General features: G+C 41.2%; 19 protein-coding genes and 1 pseudogene. 5 read left to right on the top strand and 15 right to left on the bottom strand.

The genetic code is table 11. From position 1 onward, the window contains the following. Window positions 1–53: 53 nt before the first annotated feature. The 3 genes from ON073_RS16780 to ON073_RS16770 form a co-directional block, all read right to left on the bottom strand. Window positions 54–254, bottom strand: a complete 201-nt coding sequence (locus tag ON073_RS16780; protein WP_274763034.1) for a hypothetical protein — start codon at window positions 252–254, stop codon at window positions 54–56. 79 nt (window positions 255–333) lie between these two features. Further along, the gene (gene maoP, locus ON073_RS16775; protein ID WP_274763033.1) at window positions 334–612 is read right to left on the bottom strand and encodes a DUF413 domain-containing protein; all 279 of its coding nucleotides are present in this window, start codon (window positions 610–612) and stop codon (window positions 334–336) included. Next, on the bottom strand, window positions 612–872 hold the full coding sequence (locus ON073_RS16770) for a hypothetical protein (RefSeq protein ID WP_274763032.1): 261 nt from the start codon (window positions 870–872) through the stop codon (window positions 612–614). Before ON073_RS16770 ends, maoP begins: the two co-directional genes overlap by 1 nt. 127 nt (window positions 873–999) lie before the next feature. On the opposite strand from ON073_RS16770, the gene ON073_RS16765 reads away from it, so the two are divergent. Then, window positions 1,000–1,830 (top strand): LysR family transcriptional regulator, encoded by an 831-nt coding sequence (locus ON073_RS16765; RefSeq protein ID WP_274763031.1) that lies wholly within the window; start codon window positions 1,000–1,002, stop codon window positions 1,828–1,830. 64 nt (window positions 1,831–1,894) lie between these two features. On the opposite strand, the gene ON073_RS16760 is transcribed toward ON073_RS16765, so the two are convergent. From ON073_RS16760 to rimK, 5 genes are all read right to left on the bottom strand, one after another. Continuing rightward, complete coding sequence (locus ON073_RS16760) at window positions 1,895–2,842, bottom strand: zinc transporter ZntB (RefSeq protein WP_274763030.1); 948 nt, start codon at window positions 2,840–2,842, stop codon at window positions 1,895–1,897. A gap of 14 nt (window positions 2,843–2,856) precedes the next feature. Next, complete coding sequence (locus tag ON073_RS16755) at window positions 2,857–3,738, bottom strand: mechanosensitive ion channel family protein (protein WP_274763029.1); 882 nt, start codon at window positions 3,736–3,738, stop codon at window positions 2,857–2,859. 129 nt (window positions 3,739–3,867) lie between these two features. Next, the gene (locus tag ON073_RS16750; protein ID WP_274763028.1) at window positions 3,868–4,299 is read right to left on the bottom strand and encodes an ATP-dependent zinc protease family protein; all 432 of its coding nucleotides are present in this window, start codon (window positions 4,297–4,299) and stop codon (window positions 3,868–3,870) included. Further along, window positions 4,296–5,330, bottom strand: a complete 1,035-nt coding sequence (locus tag ON073_RS16745) for a succinylglutamate desuccinylase/aspartoacylase family protein (protein ID WP_274763027.1) — start codon at window positions 5,328–5,330, stop codon at window positions 4,296–4,298. The genes ON073_RS16750 and ON073_RS16745 overlap by 4 nt, the downstream gene beginning before the upstream one ends. A 20-nt stretch (window positions 5,331–5,350) precedes the next feature. After that, window positions 5,351–6,256, bottom strand: a complete 906-nt coding sequence (gene rimK / locus ON073_RS16740; protein WP_274763026.1) for a 30S ribosomal protein S6--L-glutamate ligase — start codon at window positions 6,254–6,256, stop codon at window positions 5,351–5,353. 136 nt (window positions 6,257–6,392) lie between these two features. On the opposite strand from rimK, the gene ON073_RS16735 reads away from it, so the two are divergent. The 3 genes from ON073_RS16735 (at window position 6,393) to ON073_RS16725 (ending at window position 9,701) form a co-directional block, all read left to right on the top strand. Then, on the top strand, window positions 6,393–7,235 hold the full coding sequence (locus ON073_RS16735; protein ID WP_274763025.1) for a LysR family transcriptional regulator: 843 nt from the start codon (window positions 6,393–6,395) through the stop codon (window positions 7,233–7,235). 192 nt (window positions 7,236–7,427) lie between these two features. Continuing rightward, on the top strand, window positions 7,428–8,309 hold the full coding sequence (locus ON073_RS16730) for a GGDEF domain-containing protein (protein ID WP_274763024.1): 882 nt from the start codon (window positions 7,428–7,430) through the stop codon (window positions 8,307–8,309). Between the two features lie 255 nt (window positions 8,310–8,564). After that, window positions 8,565–9,701 (top strand): methyl-accepting chemotaxis protein, encoded by a 1,137-nt coding sequence (locus tag ON073_RS16725; RefSeq protein WP_274763023.1) that lies wholly within the window; start codon window positions 8,565–8,567, stop codon window positions 9,699–9,701. Window positions 9,702–9,763: 62 nt separating this feature from the next. On the opposite strand, the gene ON073_RS16720 is transcribed toward ON073_RS16725, so the two are convergent. From ON073_RS16720 to ON073_RS16690, 7 genes and pseudogenes are all read right to left on the bottom strand, one after another. Continuing rightward, entirely contained in the window at window positions 9,764–10,369 is a 606-nt protein-coding gene (locus tag ON073_RS16720; RefSeq protein ID WP_274763022.1) for a Tll0287-like domain-containing protein, read from the bottom strand. Window positions 10,370–10,381: 12 nt separating this feature from the next. Further along, window positions 10,382–11,011, bottom strand: a complete 630-nt coding sequence (locus tag ON073_RS16715) for a hypothetical protein (RefSeq protein ID WP_274763021.1) — start codon at window positions 11,009–11,011, stop codon at window positions 10,382–10,384. After that, window positions 11,004–12,644, bottom strand: coding sequence for an ATP-binding cassette domain-containing protein (locus ON073_RS16710; RefSeq protein ID WP_274763020.1), 1,641 nt, complete (start codon window positions 12,642–12,644; stop codon window positions 11,004–11,006). Before ON073_RS16710 ends, ON073_RS16715 begins: the two co-directional genes overlap by 8 nt. After that, complete coding sequence (locus ON073_RS16705) at window positions 12,634–14,295, bottom strand: ABC transporter transmembrane domain-containing protein (protein ID WP_274763019.1); 1,662 nt, start codon at window positions 14,293–14,295, stop codon at window positions 12,634–12,636. The genes ON073_RS16710 and ON073_RS16705 overlap by 11 nt, the downstream gene beginning before the upstream one ends. Beyond that, window positions 14,288–14,404 carry a cytochrome bd-I oxidase subunit CydX gene (gene cydX / locus ON073_RS16700; RefSeq protein WP_010603848.1) on the bottom strand — a complete coding sequence of 39 codons (117 nt, stop codon included), beginning with the start codon at window positions 14,402–14,404 and terminating at the stop codon, window positions 14,288–14,290. The genes ON073_RS16705 and cydX overlap by 8 nt, the downstream gene beginning before the upstream one ends. 10 nt (window positions 14,405–14,414) lie before the next feature. Next, a pseudogene (gene cydB, locus ON073_RS16695) lies at window positions 14,415–15,501 on the bottom strand (cytochrome d ubiquinol oxidase subunit II). After that, complete coding sequence (locus ON073_RS16690; protein ID WP_274763018.1) at window positions 15,498–17,072, bottom strand: cytochrome ubiquinol oxidase subunit I; 1,575 nt, start codon at window positions 17,070–17,072, stop codon at window positions 15,498–15,500. Before ON073_RS16690 ends, cydB begins: the two are co-directional and overlap by 4 nt. Window positions 17,073–17,314: 242 nt before the next feature. On the opposite strand from ON073_RS16690, the gene ON073_RS16685 reads away from it, so the two are divergent. Beyond that, window positions 17,315–18,649, top strand: coding sequence for a sigma-54 interaction domain-containing protein (locus ON073_RS16685; protein ID WP_274763017.1), 1,335 nt, complete (start codon window positions 17,315–17,317; stop codon window positions 18,647–18,649). Window positions 18,650–18,751 lie beyond the last annotated feature (102 nt).

The following is an 18,751-nucleotide window of genomic DNA, read 5'->3' as shown; positions in this document are numbered from 1 at the left end:
ACGCCAGTCTTGGAGGTTAGTAGTTAATTACTTGAAAGTATTGCTAATTCATTTTAATCGTAGAAATCAAAGTGGCTATCGGCAATTTGCCTATTGAGCTTCGCTTCGTCTTTCAACAATTCAATTCGCTGCCATGGTGATAAGCGCTTTTTACTTGTCACTTTCATTGGTGCAGGTTTGCCTGATGTGTAGGAAATTTGATATTTAACTTCCAACTCATCGTCATAGTCAAAATCAGATTCGTCAATTTCCATCTTTATTTACCTTTTAACGCATTGTTTCGTGTCTTAGTACAAGGGTTGAGTTTAAAAACACCGGCTTTTCAGCCACTTTTTAACGATAACTAAAAGATGTCATCGCAAACAGAAACTTTTGCCACAGTTTTACTGCGTAAAGCGTGGCGGTTTCATCACTATTTAATTCCATTACAAACATAGCTTCTTCGGCATTCTCTGGTGAAATCAGACCATTTTGTAAACCATACAAGGTATCACCGTAAGCAACGAGCGCTTCAGATTCACAGGCGCTAAAGTAGCCGCTTTGTGATAATCCAAACGGGAAAATATGGTTAGCATGAAAAGGCGTTTTACCTTTTCGTATAGCTGTTTCCATTAGTCTTCACCTTTTCCAACATAAGCAATTAATTCGCTATACGTTGCAAATATTTCAAAGCCAGAACCTTCTAATTCTGTGTTAACACAGTTGAGAATATTAGCTTCGTGTTCACTGTCACTTTCTACTAGAATATCCTTACAATACTCTAGGTAATTTAGGGCAATTGAAGGTGGTGCTTTTGCCACATCTTCAGCTTCAACAATCGCAGGGTTTGCAACTACAAACAGACCAAACGCGACCATTTTTAAGAGCTTCATTTCCAGTCCTCTGGGTTAGTTTCTGCGCTCAATTTAGGGCTAGTTAAGTAAAATGAAAAGCAAATAATTATTGTCGATATAACAAAAAATCTTTAGATTAATGGGGCGAATATCACTAGGTAAAATTATGGATATTAAGGTCTTTAAAACGTTTATTGCGGTTGCTGAGAATCGACATTTTGGCAAAGCTGCAGAGCAACTTTATATTACGCAGGCGGCAGTCAGTGCACGTATTAAACAATTGGAAGAATACTATGCAGCGCCGATGTTTATTCGTGATAAAAATAACCTCACTTTAACACCCGCTGGAAATGCGCTCTTACCATTTGCTCATTTAGTTATTGACCAAATCGAAAAGTCAAAAGCTATTGTGGGCGCAGCAAGTCAGCAAAAAGAATTATTTAACATTGCGGCCACCCCAAATGTTTGGGATGCTTTTTTAAGCTCGCATATGAGTGAGCTTAATTCGTTATTAGAATCCGCAGTTGTAGGTACGGAAATTTCAGTGCGCGAAGCTATACAGCGAAAATTAGACGATAAAAGCTTAAGCATCGCGTTTTTAACCGACCCGATTAAAGACAGTGACTTTAGTAATACCCTGATTGGTTATTTCGATATTTCATTAGTGGGCACTGAGCCTGAATTTAGTGATGATGTGACAAATTATATTTTTGTTGATTGGGGTATTACGTTTGCAAAAGAGCACGCAACGCAGCATAAAGTGCAACCAATGCATCGCACATCCACTGCAACCATTGCGTTTGATTTAATGCTGGCGCAAGGTGGCTTTGCTTATTTACCCTCGCATTTAGTCAAAGACTATGTTGCTTCTGGCCGCTTTTATAATGTGGCTAGTTCAATGCAATTAAAACGACCTGTGTATTTAACGCAAAAAAAATCAGCGTCACAAACGACGCTGATTGAGAGTGTAATTGCTCACTTAACCGCGAAACAGTAATTCTACTTCGCCAAATTGGGGCTGTTCAGCTAAAAGTTTGTCTATACAGCAGCTAAAGCGGGCTCTAAAGAAACTTCCAACGGCGAAACATTACTAAGGCAAACACCCCAATACCTGTTAAAACACCGCAAAACCAATAAAAGGCATTGGGGTTATCAACGCCAGGCATGCCGCCCACATTAATACCGAACAACCCGGTTAAAAAACCAAGTGGTAAGAAAATGCCGGCGATAATCGACAGCATGTAGGTATTGCGATTCATAACTTCACTGTTAATCTGCGAAATGCGGTTGTTAATTACGTCAATTTGCGCAATATAAAAATCGATTGTGTCGACAATACGCGACAAGGTATCAAGCCCGGTCGCAAGCTCTACATGATAGTCTTTAAATGCTGCCACATTGTTTTTACTCAATGCCGATAGCGCATACAATTGCGGTTTTAAAAAGCGATTTAAACGCAGTAATTTACGGTGTTTAACACTTATCTCAGCAATGGCATCTGAGCTAAACGCATCGTTATCTTGTGCGTTAATAAATTGCTCAATAGGCTCAATTACAGATTCAATTTTGGCATTTAGCTGACTTAAGAGCTCAATCACCAAAGATTCAAGGGTATCGGGTCCTTTATTCTTTTTTAATTGAGATGCCACCGCTTCAATTGCACGTAAGCGCTGAATGCTACACGTAACAACACGCTCTGGCGTGTAAAGCAAACGCACAGTTAACATATCGTCTGGCTCTTTTCCGGCATTTAGGTTTACACCTCTTAAAATAAGGAAAAAGCTGTTCTTATCAATTTGCTGAAAACGCGGTCTTGTATCAGTGGCAAGCAGTGATTCAATAATTGATTCATCAAAACCAAGGGAATCTAACCAATGCTCAAATTCAGCCGATGAGCGATCACAGTGCACCCAATAATTTTGCTCTGTTAGTTGCTGTTCTGACGTGACAGCATTAGGTCTGTCGTTATGATTGAGTTGCCAACCTTCAATTATAAAATCATGCTTCATGGTTATTTCCTAAGTTAGCTGTTAGTTTTGTTAGTCGTATTAACAATATTAAGCGTGCCATCAAGGTGAATATCACGCTGCGGGAATGCAATCGTAATATCTGCTGCTTTAAACGCTTCGTCTAATTCAAATCGAATATTGCTGGCAACTAATCGTAAGCCACCTTCAACTTGCGAGTTAATCCAAAAATAAACCTCAAAAAGCAGTGAGTTATCGCCAAAATCTTGGAAAAAAACTAACGGTGCACGGCCATCTTCGCTTAGTGTTTCTGGTTGTGCGTTGGCGACTTCTAACATAATGCGTTTTACACTTTGACAATCAGTGCCGTAGGCAACACCCACAGCCACGGTGCCACGCACTAATTTGTCGCGTAAGGTCCAGTTAGTCACCGTGTTTTCCAAGAGCTTGCTATTGGGGATCAGCATGTGAACGCCATCAACACGACGAATGCGTGTTGAGCGGGTATTAATTTCTTCAACCACACCCTTTACGCCTTCGACCTCTAAAAAATCACCAATGCGGATTGGTTTTTCACCCATTAAAATCCAACCACTAATAAAGTTATTGATAATGTTTTGCGCACCAAAACCAAAACCAATCGCTATTGCACCAGAAAGAAATGCAAATGCAGTGATCGGTACATTGACCATCGAAAGGGTTGTCATAAAAATAATAGCGAGCGCCACCACATACAAAATACGCTGTACTAAGTGAACAATATTAGGATCTTTATTTTTCTTTGTAAGGCGTTTACCAATCATTTTTATAATGAAGTGGGAAAGCCAAACACTGGCGATTAACCAAAGCGGAACGGCGAGCACTTCAATCAGTGTGATAACACGTTCGTTAAATTTAAATAGCGGGAAATTGAGCCAATATTTAACTTGTTCTAACATTAATAAGTCCTTGTCAGGATGAGTTTTTTGCTATTTTACAGTAATCAGTATACACAGGAAAATTAACAACCCGTGTTGCTTGCAGCTAGCACGCAGCGCCACTGGCGCATACGTCTAACTGCATTACTGTTAACTTTGCGAGGCGACAAAGCCATTTGCAGGGTCAATAAAAAAGTGGTCACCCATTGCTTGTCTGCCTAATAACATTAAGTAAGTCATATCTGAGCGGTCAGTTAAGGTAATTTCAATATCCCATGTATGATCACCTAATATCGCAGGTGTTTTAATTACATAACGTTGTTCACTCATTCCGTTTGATGACTTTACTTTGCGAATATCATGCAAAATAGCGGTACAGCGTACGGTTTTGTCTACGTTATGAATTTCAGGGTGAATATCAAACGATACCGCTGGCTTTTTATCGATTTTAGTGCGTTGAATGTTATCTACATGCAGCGACGATGTTTGTGCCCCTGTATCAACACGAACCGTTAGTTGATTAATGCCAAGTTCGGGTAAATCAATGTTTTCAACATGACCAATTATCATTCGTTTGTTCATAGCAATCCTTCACTGTTTTCAATATGGTTTACTAACTCTTCCTCTACACTGCCAATATGTTCGGCAATTTCTTCATCGTCTTCTTTAAAGTAGGCGATGTGGTACATGGCTTCACCTTCTTGTACCAAAGGAATATTCTGTTTGCCAATAATGACACCACTTTTATTAGCGAATACCTCAGTTAAGACATCGCCATAAGGGCTACCTATTTCGGCTAACACTTGCCCTTTTTTAACTTGGTCTCCCAAGTTATATAAGTGAGTCACAATGCCACTACTGGTTGCGCGAACCCAACCGCTGTTATTAGCAATAAACTGACTTTCAGATTTTTTACGTGTGCGTCCTTTTGGCATCATTTTCAAGTGGCGCAAAACATTGACGATACCTTTGATACCAGCACGAATTGAAAATTCATCAAAACGCAACGCCTCACCTGCTTCATAAAGCAACACTTTGGTGTCATTCGCCACGGCTGCATCACGTAAAGAGCCTTCAATAATCTCAGAGTTCAAAATAACCGGTGCACCGAATGCATTAGCCAGTGTCAAGGTTTCTTCATCTGCTAGCTGCGCTCTAATTTGTGGCAAGTTTGAACGGTGAATAGCACCTGTATGCAAATCAATACCGTAATCACAGTGGCTAACAATTTCTTTTAAGAAAATATTAGCGACACGTGCTGCCAAAGAGCCTTTCGCCGAACCTGGGAAGCTGCGGTTTAAATCTCGCCTGTCAGGCATATAGCGGCTTTGGTTGATCACCCCGTATACATTCACCATAGGCACAGCAATTAAGGTGCCTGCTGAAATTTTAAAGCCTTTTAAATTTATAAGGCGTCTGATGATTTCAATACCATTAAGCTCATCACCATGCACCGCGGCACTGATAAACATTGTTGGGCCTGCTTTTTTACCGCGAATAATATGTACCGGTAAGTGCACATCAGCATCGGTGTACAATTTTGCTACTGGCAAATCAATTTTCTTTGTTTCGCCAGGCATAATTGCGTGTTCACCAATAATCAATTCGTTCATAACTGTTCCAATAGCGTTAATTAACCTTGTCCTTTGGTTTTTGTTGAACCAGACTTAGCCGTCTTTTCAATAAACTCAATTAGCTTACCTGCTACGTCTAATCCCGTTGCGTTTTCAATGCCTTCAAGACCTGGAGATGAATTTACTTCCATTACCATAGGGCCATTGTGTGAGCGTAGTAAATCTACACCGCAGAAGTTAAGTCCCATTACTTTGGCAGCGTTAACAGCAGTTGCACGTTCTTCTTTGGTTAATTTAACAAGTTCAGCACTGCCACCACGGTGCAAGTTTGAACGGAATTCACCTTCTGCACCTTGGCGTTTCATTGCTGCAACAACACGGCCACCAACAACTAAACAACGAATATCTGCACCGCCAGCTTCTTTAATATACTCTTGCACTAAAATGTTAGCTTTTAAGCCCATGAACGCTTCAATAATGCTTTCTGCCGCTTTTGCTGTATCAGCGAGTACTACACCAATACCTTGGGTACCTTCTAGTAGTTTGATTACTAAAGGCGCGCCACCCACATTTTTAATTAAGTCTTTAATGTTGTCTGGCTTGCTTGCAAAACCAGTGCGTGGCAGACCAATACCTTTACGCGATAGTAACTGTAGTGAGCGTAATTTGTCGCGAGAGCGGCTAATCGCTACCGATTCATTCACGTTAAATGTGCCCATCATTTCAAACTGACGCGCAACCGCAGTGCCATAAAACGTAACTGATGCACCAATACGAGGAATAATAGCATCGTATTTTGGTAGCTCTTGACCGTGGTAACGCACCGCAGGGCGGCTACTGGTGATATCCATGTAGCAATGTAATGTGTCAATAATGTCAACCTCATGGCCACGTGCGATACACGCTTCTTTTAAGCGGCGGGTTGAATATAGGTTTTCATTTCGAGATAAAATAGCAATTTTCATAATTTGGCATCCATATTTTGGCGTTTTTTTGTCCAACTAAATTTATGGTAAGAAAATTAGTTGAAAATATCTAAAAAGAAAAACAAAATAAAAATTACAATTTGATAAAATAATTTTATTAAAAAGGTGTTTTCGAATGAAAATTGAGCTTTTATCGACGTTTTTGGAAGTGAGCCAAACCCTACATGTGCGGGTTGCAGCCGATAACTTATACCTAACGCAAGCCGCTGTTAGTAGCCGTATTAAACAGTTAGAAGAAGAGCTCGGTGTGCAGTTATTTGATCGTACACAGAAACGTTTAAAGCTTACCGCAGAAGGCCACCGCCTTGTTAAACATGCCAATGAAATGCTGATTATGTGGCAAAAACTGAAACAAGATGTAGGTGTCGCTCAGCCTAACGCCTACCAGTTGTTTGTTGGTTCAATGATGTCGATTTGGGATATTGTACTGCAAGATTGGCTGCAAAAAATTCATCGTAATCTAGATGACGTTCATTTATATACCCACACATATTCGCCATTAGAGTTAAGAAAGCAAGTGATTAGCCGTTTAGTAGATATCGCGTTTTTATTCGAACCGCCATTTACAGAAGACATAGTGAACGAGAAGGTTTCAACTGTACCTTTGCAACTCGTGTCGACTGACCGCGATATGACATTACACAATATTGAGAATATGGTTATGGTTGATTATGGTGAGTCGGTAAATAGTCAAATTTTACGTGATTACAGTGAGTTAAATGCTATTCGCCATCATATGAGTCAACCGCGGATCGCGTTAAACTTTATTTTAGAGGCATCGGGTTGTGCCTACCTGCCAAAACAAATGTGCTTTGAGCATATTCGAAAAGGTAAATTACATGTGGTTGAGGGGGCACCTGAATATAGCCGTGATATCTATGCGATTTACCTTGCGAAAAGTCATAAGAAGCAATTGGTGCAAGATGCGCTTATGTTATTCCCATACGTACGCAACTAACGTGTAAGCTGGAATTTTCAATAAATTTAATTTATCAAAAATTAGATATTGAATATTTATTTTTATTGTTTCCTGTAAGTTAACCGTTTTAAAGTCAAAATTTTGAAGATTTTTTTTACCTTATTTTTTCGTAGGCAATGTTTTGTTTTTATTTAATAATGAGCAAAAACAAAAATCGTTTTTAGCGTCTTTATGAATAATCCTAAAATCCGCCAAGTGGGTATTTTTACCGAGTCAGAAGAAATAACCCATTGGTTAGAGTGCACACTCAAGCTTACAACGCTGTCGTTTGATAGTGTATGCATTCTCAATAAATCAAGTGATATTGCGAAAAATAGCCCGTCGCTGATTATTGTTACCGAGCGTAAATTCAGAGCGCTTTACAATTATTTGAATAAAGCAAACACGTTACTGCCTGTGCTGGTAGTAACGCGCGACTTTAATGGTTTTAGCGTGCCAAACGCCAATCGTCTAACTATCGATTTGTTGCCATTACCTGCAGCTACTATTGGTTTGCTTGAACATAGTATTAAAGCCGTGTTTCAAGACTTTAAGCTCAATCAAGAGCTAACAAAGCTTGCCCACTATGATGCACTAACGGGCGCTGCAAACCGGTTATTGTTTCAAGACCGCTGCAAGCAAGCGCTTAAAATGGCAAAGCGCAATAAGCGAGCGGTTAGTTTATTGTATTTTGATCTCGATGATTTTAAACCGATTAATGATACTTACGGCCACGATATAGGCGATGAGCTATTAAAGCGATTTGTTAAAATTGTTTCTTCGGTTAGCCGAGAAACTGATACGTTAGCGCGGCTTGGCGGCGATGAATTTGCCTTGTTGTTGCCGGATACCCCAGAATCTGAGCTGACGCAGTTTTGTCAAAAAGTGGTGCAGTGTTTAGCGCAGCCGCAGCAACTAAATGAACAGTTAATTGAAATAAAGTGCTCAATAGGTGCAGTTTCGACCTCAAAAGAAGAACATGTAACCTTAATCCCGCAAAAGCTTATCAAGAAAGCAGACCAAGCAGTTTATCGAGCAAAAGAAATACAAGGCACTAGCTTTGTTATTGTTTAAACGTGTTTTTTGTGATTGTCGACTAGTATCATAAAGATGAGCAGTAATTTGTATTTTAAAGCTACATCAACTCTTTTAAGTAATTAAGTCTTTCAAATACAATAATATGTTCCTAAAATAGTTGAGAGTTTTCGCTTTTTGCCGATAACTCAATATCCGACGTTAAAACCTTCATTCCAGTGTAGTGCTTTGCGCGATGCATAATCTGAGGCGTTTTCATTTCGTTACCCATTCACTAAATAAAAGAGGTGCTTAATGTTCTTAAATTGGGTGAACAAAAGTGAACTAGAAAAATTACAACTAGAAAATCAGCACTTAAAACAAGAAAATGCGAAATTAATCCAAGCGATAGAACAAGCTCAACAAGAAAATTTAAGTATTTCGGGCGACCTCGATATGCTTTCTGATCGAGCCGAGCATCAAGAATCTTTGTGTAAATTATCTCTTCAGTCAGGTGATCTTTTAAGTCAAATTCGTGAAAGTTTGGCGGCATCTTCGACAGAATTAATCACACACCGCGATGACTTTGACGCGTCGCAACAATTATTTGATCAAATAAAAGACATGCTGGCTTCGACAATTAGTGCGACTTCGGTGATTTCTAATGACTCACAGCATGCGTCAAATTCAGTAGACGAATTAAATGAAGTAACCAAAGGTATTAATGATTTCGTTAATATTATTAAAGGGATATCTGATCAAACGAACTTGTTAGCGCTAAATGCCGCAATTGAAGCCGCACGCGCGGGCGAACAGGGTCGCGGTTTTGCCGTTGTTGCGGATGAAGTTAGAACGCTTGCCCAGCGCTCTGCCGAAGCCTCAAACGAAATTTCGGTGTTGATTGAACAAGTAAACAGTCAAATGAAAGATGTGGTTACTAGTATTAGCGGTGTGGGTGAAAAAAGTATAAAAATAAATGACAGTACGGCGAGTATTGATAAAACCGCAAATCGAATCGTTGAGTTTTCGCAAAATATGTACACCGTTATTACCAATTCAACCGCCGATGCATTTTTACAAACAGTAAAAATGGATCATGTTGTATGGAAAATGGACGTGTATCAAGTAATGTTGGGGTTATCTAATAAATCACCAGAGGATTTTGCGGATCATACTATGTGTCGTTTAGGAAAATGGTACTACGAAGGTGAGGGGAAGAGTAAGTACACTGACTTTTCGGCATTCAAAAAGCTTGAAAAGCCCCATGCTGAAGTGCATCAAAATGGTCTCGCTGCATTGAATGCAAACCTGAAAGGCGATAAAAGAACAGCTGCTCACCATCTTGCTTTGATGGAATCAGCAAGCTTTGAAGTGGTTGAACAATTAACGCAACTGTCTCATCAGGTGGCAGGTGAGGTTACTTTAATAAAAGATCAGACTGAATTGTTTTAATCCAGTCTTTGCTTTGGCGGAACAATCATTTTGCCGCCAAAGTAAAAGAAAAACACTACAAATTACTGCACGTTTGAAGCGTTAAAATACACTTTAAACGCGCCTCTTAACTCTCCAAGTTTAAAACCTGTGGCTGTATCTTTTGGATAATGCGCTTTGATATTTGCCTGTAAGTCATTGCTAATATTTTCGCCATGACAGGCAAGGCACACTTGCCCGGTTGGAATGGCTTTCATAAATTGGTATTCACCGCTTTGCGGGTTTAAGTTTGAATAGGAGACTGTTTTTGCAGGCTCACCGCTGGCCAGCCGCTTAGCAAAATCTTGTAGTATCGCTATCTCGTCAATATTTGGGGTATTCTGACTATTACGAGTTTTTAGACTTGTGCGGCTGATTTGCCAACCGTGACTCGAGTATTTTTTGGCAATTTCAGGGGCTTGCTCTTGGCATACCTCAACACCAGCAGATAGCCCGCCTTTTGCTACGGCTGCCATTAAGGTAGTTTTTAGCTCGGTTGCAAATGCATTGGTTATCCTTTTGGCTTGCATATCGAGCTGTGCTTTTTGTGCGATTGCATCATTAGCATGAACCGCGCCAGCTAATACTATTAAAGGTATTGCACAAGTATTAATCGCTGTTTGTATTGTTGAACGCTTGGTATCGGTCATCTTGCTACCTATTTAATTTTTTAAAGGGTCGGTTAAGTTATTTCGGCTTAGCAGGGCTTCAAGTTGCCAAAAAGTGCGCTTTGAAGTCGATAAAGGCTGATCTGCTCTGAATGCAGGGCAGTAAATTTCACTGAATTTATCCCACTTTATGCTGCTTTGTTTGAGTACATTGCCCATGCTACTTGATGAAAACTCAAGTGCATCAGATGGCAAACAGAACACCGTGTTTTCACAAACAAGTAGCGATATTTTCGAGCTATTTGATTTGACATATTTGATGGTGAGCATGAGATGACCTAAATGCAGCATTTCATTATGTTCAAGCATGTCACCATTATTTATATCAAACGCGTCATGGTTTGGCGTATTTGTTAAACACGCTTTTGCTAGCATCAATTGCCCTGTAAATCGCTGCGCTAACTGGTTCACCCACCTCAGTTGTGTATTAGCATCGCAAGCGATTAACCACCACTGTGTTTCGCACGGGCAGTTTTCAAGTCGTTCAACCATATAGTCGTGTTTTTTCTGATCAGAAATACAAAGTGCAATTACCGCACAATAAGGCGTTAACGTATCTCTAATTAAATAAGCAATTAGCTGGCTTTCATAAACTACTTCAATAACACCTAATGACTCAGCCATAGCACTTTTCCTCTGAGCCATTTTCTTTAGAAAATACACGATCATTCTCAATATCAATACGCTGATTAAGCATTAATGTTTGCGGCACAATATGGCTAGCAATCAGCACGATACCGGTTTTACTCAATTGATTAATAAGCCGAATCATAAGTGCAATATTGTGATCGTCGAGTGCTTCAAACGGTTCATCTAGTAGCACCACATCGGGCTTAAATAACAATGCCCTTGCTAGGTTCAGGCGCTGTCTTTCGCCACCAGAGAGCTGTCTGCCACCTGATCCTAACCATTGCGTTAATGCGCCTAGGTAAGACAAATTAACGTCATTGAGCACCTGCTGTAGTGTGTCTTGCTCTATTTCATGACCTAAAGAAAGGTTCTCAGCCAAAGTGCCATCTACTACGGGGGCTGATTGCCCGCAGTAAACAATGCGCTCATGTAATTTGCCAAAGTGTTGGACGATGGATTGTTGGTTAAACGAGATATCGCCTTGAAATGGCTGAAGCCCTGCAATTGCTTTTAATAACGAAGACTTACCAGCGCCCGAGCTGCCCTCAAATAAATAGCAACCGGCATGATTTATTTCGATTGAAATAGGCAATCGTTGCGCGCTGCAAGCGCTCACATTATTAAGGCTCAGCGCGTAAATTGCTTGGCTATGTCGGGTAATTTTTGGCGATGATGACTGCGCTTGTTGCTGTGCTTTTTTATCGGTTGTATTCACCAGAGCTTTTTCAATATCACCTTGTTTGGCTTGAATAAAATCAACCAGCCCAGATTGTGAATGCAGTAGCTTGCCAAGCCAATCGTTAATGCTTAGCAATAACATGGGTACTAAAATAAACAATGCATTTTGCGATGCCGCGCCAGCATACCGCTTAAAAAGCAGATACAAAGCTAAAATGGCGAAAAGTTGCAAACAGAGTTGGCCGTAAAAAATTGCCTTTTGCTGCGTTTGTTGCGCGTTTAACAGCTTAGAGGTTGATGCAAATTGACTGTTTTTTTGTTGTATATGTTTGTCTAAAAACTCAGTTTGAAGATGCCAAAGCGGTGAGCTATGTAACTTATCGTCGAATTCAGTGACAAAGCGCTCTTTTTGTTTGGCAATTTTGACCGTTTGTTTTAAGCCAAACACAATGAGTAGCGCGTAAACTAAAACAAAAGCAATCGTCACAACCAGCACATAAATAAGATGACTTGGAATAAGCAAGTAAACACTAACATTTAACAGCAGTAAGGTAATAAACATCGCAGCATTTTGATTTACCCAAGCAATCCAAAGCGCAGCTTGCTGCTCTGTGGTGGTGCTCATTGCCTCAACCTGCGCGCTGCTTTTAACTTGCTCAAGCAAGCTTAAGTTATGCAAACTGGTTGCAAATAGCGCTATGCGTTTGGTTTGTAACGATTTAAAAAAGCCACTGTGGCCAACCAACAAGGCCGCATAACCCGATGCAATGCGAATGAGCGCTAAGGCCCGAATAATAACGGCGGGTAACATGTAATTTAAGCTACTGCCCATCACGCTTGCCGCCGCAATAAACCAACTTGAAACCAGCAATAACCCCATTGCCGCTAGGCTATAAGCCACACTCAGTAGCAGCGCTAATAAGTTGGTTTTTAATGTATTAGTTTGCATGACAAAGCACCTCGCCAAGCTCATTGATGTGCCAAATATGACTAAACCAGCGCTGTGACTGTGGCTTATGACACGCCCAAATAACGGTTTTATCTTTTAGAACCGTTTCGATTAAACGACAGAGTCGCAAATGTTGCGCGTCACTTAAAAACGCGGTGGGCTCGTCGAGTAAATACAGGTCGGCATCGCACAATAATAACCTTGCTAAACTTAAGCGCTGCTTTTCACCGCCAGAAAGTGGCGGACACTCATCCATCGGCGTGTTAAGCCCTTGTTTTAAATTTTTATACCAAGCCATTAGCTCAACTTTTTCTAACATCGCAAAAAGCGCTTTATCAGAGATTGGTCTATTGAGTGTTAAGTTGTCGCGCACAGTGCCGCGCAAAATACAGGGAGATTGTGTCAGCAGCGCCACTTTTTGTGTGGTTTGGTGGCTTGCTTGGCGCTGTTTGCTAAGCGCTTCAAATAACAGCGTTTTGCCGGCACCTGAGGGGGCGCTTAGCCATATATGCTGGCCATCTTCTACAAATAAATGTTTGGCAAAAACCGCGGTATTAACAACCTGAAAGTCATGCCAATCTATGCTAGGAGATTGTTGTATATCAGTACTTTTTTGACTATTACAAAGCACACGTGCCAGCTCTGATGCTGCAACCTGTGCTGCGGCTTTTTGGTGGTATAAATTGCCTAATTGTTTAAGCTCGCTAAACACCATAGGCACCGCTATGAGTAAAAATAAGCCATCGGCAAACACCAGTTTGGGCCCTAAATTTATCTCTTCTAACAGGTTAAACCCAACATAAACGGCAATGAGTGCCATCGACAGCGTTGAAAAAAAATCTAACACAGTTTGGTTTAAAAAGGCCACTTGAAGCACTTTCATGGTGCTGGAATTAAGCGTGTTTGATCTTTGCTCAAGGCGCTGTGTTTGTTGTTTGTTGGCAGAAAATACATTGATCAATTCAATGTTGCTAAGGCGATTGGCAAACATACTGCCTAAACGCTCAAATGCCACAAAATAAGTGTTATGTAAGTGCTTTGTGCCTTTGCCTATGATGATCATAAATAGTGGTACCACAGGCAAACACACTAATAAAATAATAAATACAAACCAGTTCACATAAGCAATCACGCCAAGCAATAACAAAGGCGTAACCACCGCAAGCCATTTTTGCAATTGAAATTCACTGATAAATTTCACCATCGCATGAAGGTGCTCGGTGCTTAGTTGCTGCCAGTAAAAATGACTATGTTGACGAACTAAGGCGTGTTGCCCTTGTTTAAAAGCGCCATGTAATTGCACTTCTAAATCGGCCAAGCTGCTTGCCTGTAACGCCATTAGGCGGTTATGAGCAAAAAGGTTCAGTATTAAGCTTGAACCCAGTGCCCCAACTAAAACATTGAGCGTCCATTCATAGTGTGTGTTTGCGCTAAAAAAATGACTCATAACCAGACTACTTGCATCACTTGCGAGCAATCTGGCCACTAAAAAGCTAAATGCTGCGAAAGCCGTCAGCTGGCATAAAAAGGCACCGCTTTTAAAAGCTAACACACCCAGCAGCGCATTTTTTACTTTGTGCTGCTGGCTATGTAACAGATCGGTAGCGGCGACCTCCATGTCGCCAGTTGCTGCATGATTGTGTTTAATCATCGCTGGTGTCGTCTCTGTCCATGTCTTCGGTGGCTTCTAGCCACATCGCATTAATAATGCCGAAAGAACACGCTAATAAAACACCTAAAATCCAAGTGAAATACCACATAAGCCACTCCTTAATAAATTGTGTGTGGTTTATCTAAATCTTGCGCTTTAATGCGCCCGCGCATCACATAAAAACTGTATGCGGTGTAACTCAATACAATTGGCACAAAAATACAGGCAACGATAAACATGGTTTTGAGCGTTAAATAACTCGATGTGGCATCCCACACTGTTAAACTCGCGTTTGGCATGCTGCTACTTGGCATAAGGAATGGGAACATGGCGACACGCCCAGCCACCGCGCTGTTGTTTGCTAAACCATGCAGAGCCAAGCCCCGCAAATATGCCAAGTACAGGCGCAATTAGCATCCACGAGTAAGTGCTGTAATTGTTAAGCCACGCCCCGGATACTGCTTCAACCGTTTTGGTCAGTGGGTTTGATGTTGCTAAAGGGTCAACGCTTGAGGTGATCACATAACCGTCAATATTGGCAACGACCACACCCGCTAACATAAAGAGCAACACAGTCACTAATGACAAATAGAACGACACAATGCGCGCGCGCGAGAGTAAATTTCCCTCGGTTTTAAGTTGCAACCAGTTAGCGCCATGAGTCAACAACATAGCGACCGATACCAGCCCTGCTAAAATGGCAAACGGATTAAGCAAGCCAAAGAAGCTGCCGGTATAAGTCGGACGCAAGGTGTTATCAAACTCAAATGGTACGCCTAGTAGTAAATTACCGAACGCCACACCAAAGATAAGCGCGGGTACTAAACCGCCACAAAATAGCGCCCAGTCCCATGCTGTGCGCCAGGTTTTATTCGGCAATTTACTGCGATAGTCAAAGCCAATTGGGCGCATCCATAAGGCAATGAGTGTCAGCGCTAAAGCGATATAAAACCCCGAAAAAGCTGCCGCATAAATCAGCGGCCAAGCCGCAAAAATTGCGCCGCCAGCGGTAATAAACCACACTTGGTTACCGTCCCAATGGGGGCCGATTGTATTGATCATCACGCGACGGTCTTCGTCGCTTTTGCCTACTAACGTAAGCAGTGCACCCACGCCTAAATCAAACCCGTCGGTAATGGCAAAGCCAATTAGCAATACGCCTACTAAGCCCCACCACACTAAGCGTAAAAATTCATAATCAATCATGATTGTGCTCCTTCAGCCGATAGTTGCGCATTGCCATCGAAAGGTGTGATTTGTTGTTCTGGCACAGGTCCTTTTTTGGCGTATTTCTTCATTAAATAGAAGCCAATAACAAACATCACTGCATAAAAACTGGTGTAAGCAATTAAGGTAAACCACACTTCACCCACGCTTAAGTTTGATACCGAAGCATGCACAGGTAGTACCTCGGCAATTGACCACGGCTGGCGACCAAATTCTGCGACAAACCAACCCGCTTCAGAGGCAATCCAAGGCAGAGGTAAAGAGAACAGCGACAGTTTTAACAGCCATTTTGGTTTGGTGATTTGATGTTTAGTGCTGTAATAAAATGCTGCGGCAAAAACGAATAGCATAATAAAGCCCGAGAACACCATAATTCTGAAACTCCAGAAAAGGGGTGCAACAGGTGGAATGCTGTAGTTGACCGCTTTTTCGATGGCTTCTTCACTTGGATTCACAAAATCATTGGTGAATGGCTCTAATAACATGGCATAGCCCAAATCTTTTTTATGTGCTTCAAACTGTGCCATTTGTGCTTCTGTTGCGTTACCACTGCGCACCGTATCGAGTAAGTTTTTGGCAACCAATCCAGATAAAATACGCTCACGATGCAGTACTTTATGCTCTTTAATGCCCATCACCTCTTCATCAAGCGAGCGCGTCGCGATAATACCCATCAGCCAAGGGATGCGCACCGCATATTCGGCTTCTTCTTTTTCATCGTTGGGGATAGCAAAAAGCGTAAATGGTGCAGGTGCTGGGTGGGTATCGTATTCGGCTTCAACTGCCGCGAGTTTTACTTTTTGTACATCACCAAGTTCATAGCCACTTTCGTCGCCTAGCACAATTACTGACAAAATTGACGCTAAACCAAAGCTTGCTGCAATCGCAAATGAGCGACGCGCAAAGGCAATATGCTTATGTTTTAACAGGTAATAGCTTGAGATAGCTAAGACAAACATTGCGCCTGTTACATAACCTGCTGATACGGTATGCACAAATTTAACTTGGGCAACGGGATTAAACATTACCTCAGCAAAACTGGTCATTTCCATGCGCATCGACTCGAAGTTGAATTCTGCACCTACTGGGTGCTGCATCCAACCATTGGCAATTAAGATCCAAAGCGCTGAAAAATTAGAGCCTAACGCCACAAGCCAAGTTGCCATAAGGTGCCTGACCTTTGACATTTTATCCCAGCCAAAAAAGAACAAGCCAACGAACGTGGATTCTAAGAAAAACGCCATTAACCCTTCAATTGCTAGCGGTGCACCAAAAATATCACCCACGTAATGCGAGTAATATGCCCAGTTCATACCAAACTGGAACTCCATCGTTAAACCCGTAGCCACACCAAGGGCGAAGTTAATACCAAATAACTTTCCCCAAAACTTAGTCATGGTTTTATAGATTTCTTTGCCCGTCATCACATATACCGACTCCATAATGGCCAGCATAAAGCTCAGGCCCAAGGTCAGCGGTACAAATATGAAGTGGAACATGGCGGTAAGTGCAAATTGCCAACGTGACAATTCGACCAATGCTTCATTCATTTCGAACTCCTCAAGATTAGGTTACTTCCTGTTATCGCAGAAAACATACCAACCTTAGGTTTAGTCGATAAATAAATTAAGGTATTGTTTTTAATGGTTAATTTTATATTTCAAAAATTCATTCGATAAAGACAATAATCATCAAGTGACATTTTTGTCAGACAAAATAGGGTTGAAGAGCACTTTTGTCACGGCGGGTCTTTAGTTAAACGGTAACAAACTAACTTGGATAAGTGTGCAATATGGCAAATTCGGTGATCCAAGGTTTAATCAATATTATTGATAAACCAGCAATTTTTATTGACCTAAATTATGTCATTGTGGCGGTGAATAACGCCTATCGCGATACCTATCAAACCCCAATTGAGCTGGGTAAAAGTACCTGCTTTGCCATATCGCATAAGGCCAGTAAACCCTGCGATCAAATGGGTGAAGCTTGCCCCATGCTCGAGTGCAAAAAAACCAACAAGCCCACCAGTGTCGTGCATATTCACGATACCCATTTAGGTAAGCAATATTGCGATATTGTGATGAAGCCTATTTTTGACGAAAACGATATTTTAATGGGCTTTGTTGAGATCCTCGATAAAATTGACTTTGCCTCAGTAAAAGCGCAAAAGAATAAAATGCTCGGCCAGTCTGATGCCTTTAAAGCGCTACTCAATAAAGTAAACCGCGCTGCCAAAACCGAAATCTCTGTATTATTACAAGGCGAAACCGGCACAGGTAAAGAATTGGTGGCTCGCGCGTTGCACGATGCAAGTAGGCGTAAAGATAAGCCGTTTATTGTTATTGAATGCTCTGGTTTACCCGAGCAGTTATTCGAGTCTGAGTTATTTGGCCACGAAAAAGGCGCGTTTACTGGTGCCACAAGCCAAAAGAAAGGCTTGGTCGAAATTGTCGAAGGCGGCACTTTGTTTTTTGATGAGATAGGTGATGTACCGCTTAATATGCAAGTAAAACTGCTGCGATTAATTGAAACACAAAGCTTTCGTGCAGTAGGCAGCTTAAGACAAAAACGCACAGACTTTCGCTTAGTCTGCGCAAGCCATAAAAACCTGTTAGAAATGGTTGAAAAAGGCGAGTTTAGAAAAGATTTATATTATCGAATTGCCACTTTTCCCATAAATTTACCGTCACTGAAAAGCCGCCAAGCTGACATTGCATTGCTAGCTAAGTTCTTTTTAAAACACTCTGAATTTAAAGACAAACAATTCAGTGAAGCGGCACTTGAAAGGCTTTCGCAATATGCTTACCCTGGTAATATTAGAGAGTTAAAAAGCATTGTATTGCAAGCAGCTATTTTGGCCGATGACGATGTCATTTACGACACCGACATCCCTTTCGAAATCACAGCTAATTTGCAGCCTACAGCAGAGCCTAACGCAGATTTGGCACAGCCAAATTATGACGAGGTATTTGAAGTGCTATCGCTAGATCAGGCTGAGCAAAACTACTTAGCAAAAGCCATTGAACAGTTCCAAGGTAGCACCGAAGCGCTGGCCCTTAAACTTGGTGTCAGTAGCCGTACTTTATATCGCAAACTCACTAAATATGGTTTGTCGCTTACAAAGTAACTAATACCAATTCACTTAAATAGCTGATCATCCTAGCGGGCTAAATATCATGCTAACTGCGTTAGAATTTATCAATGTAGAACAACTACATAAGAAAAATTC

This window comes from Pseudoalteromonas sp. G4, assembly GCF_028875915.1.
GTDB lineage: Bacteria > Pseudomonadota > Gammaproteobacteria > Enterobacterales > Alteromonadaceae > Pseudoalteromonas.
The sequence above is the reverse complement of the archived record's forward strand: the minus strand, read 5'-3'. Positions and strand labels throughout refer to the sequence as shown.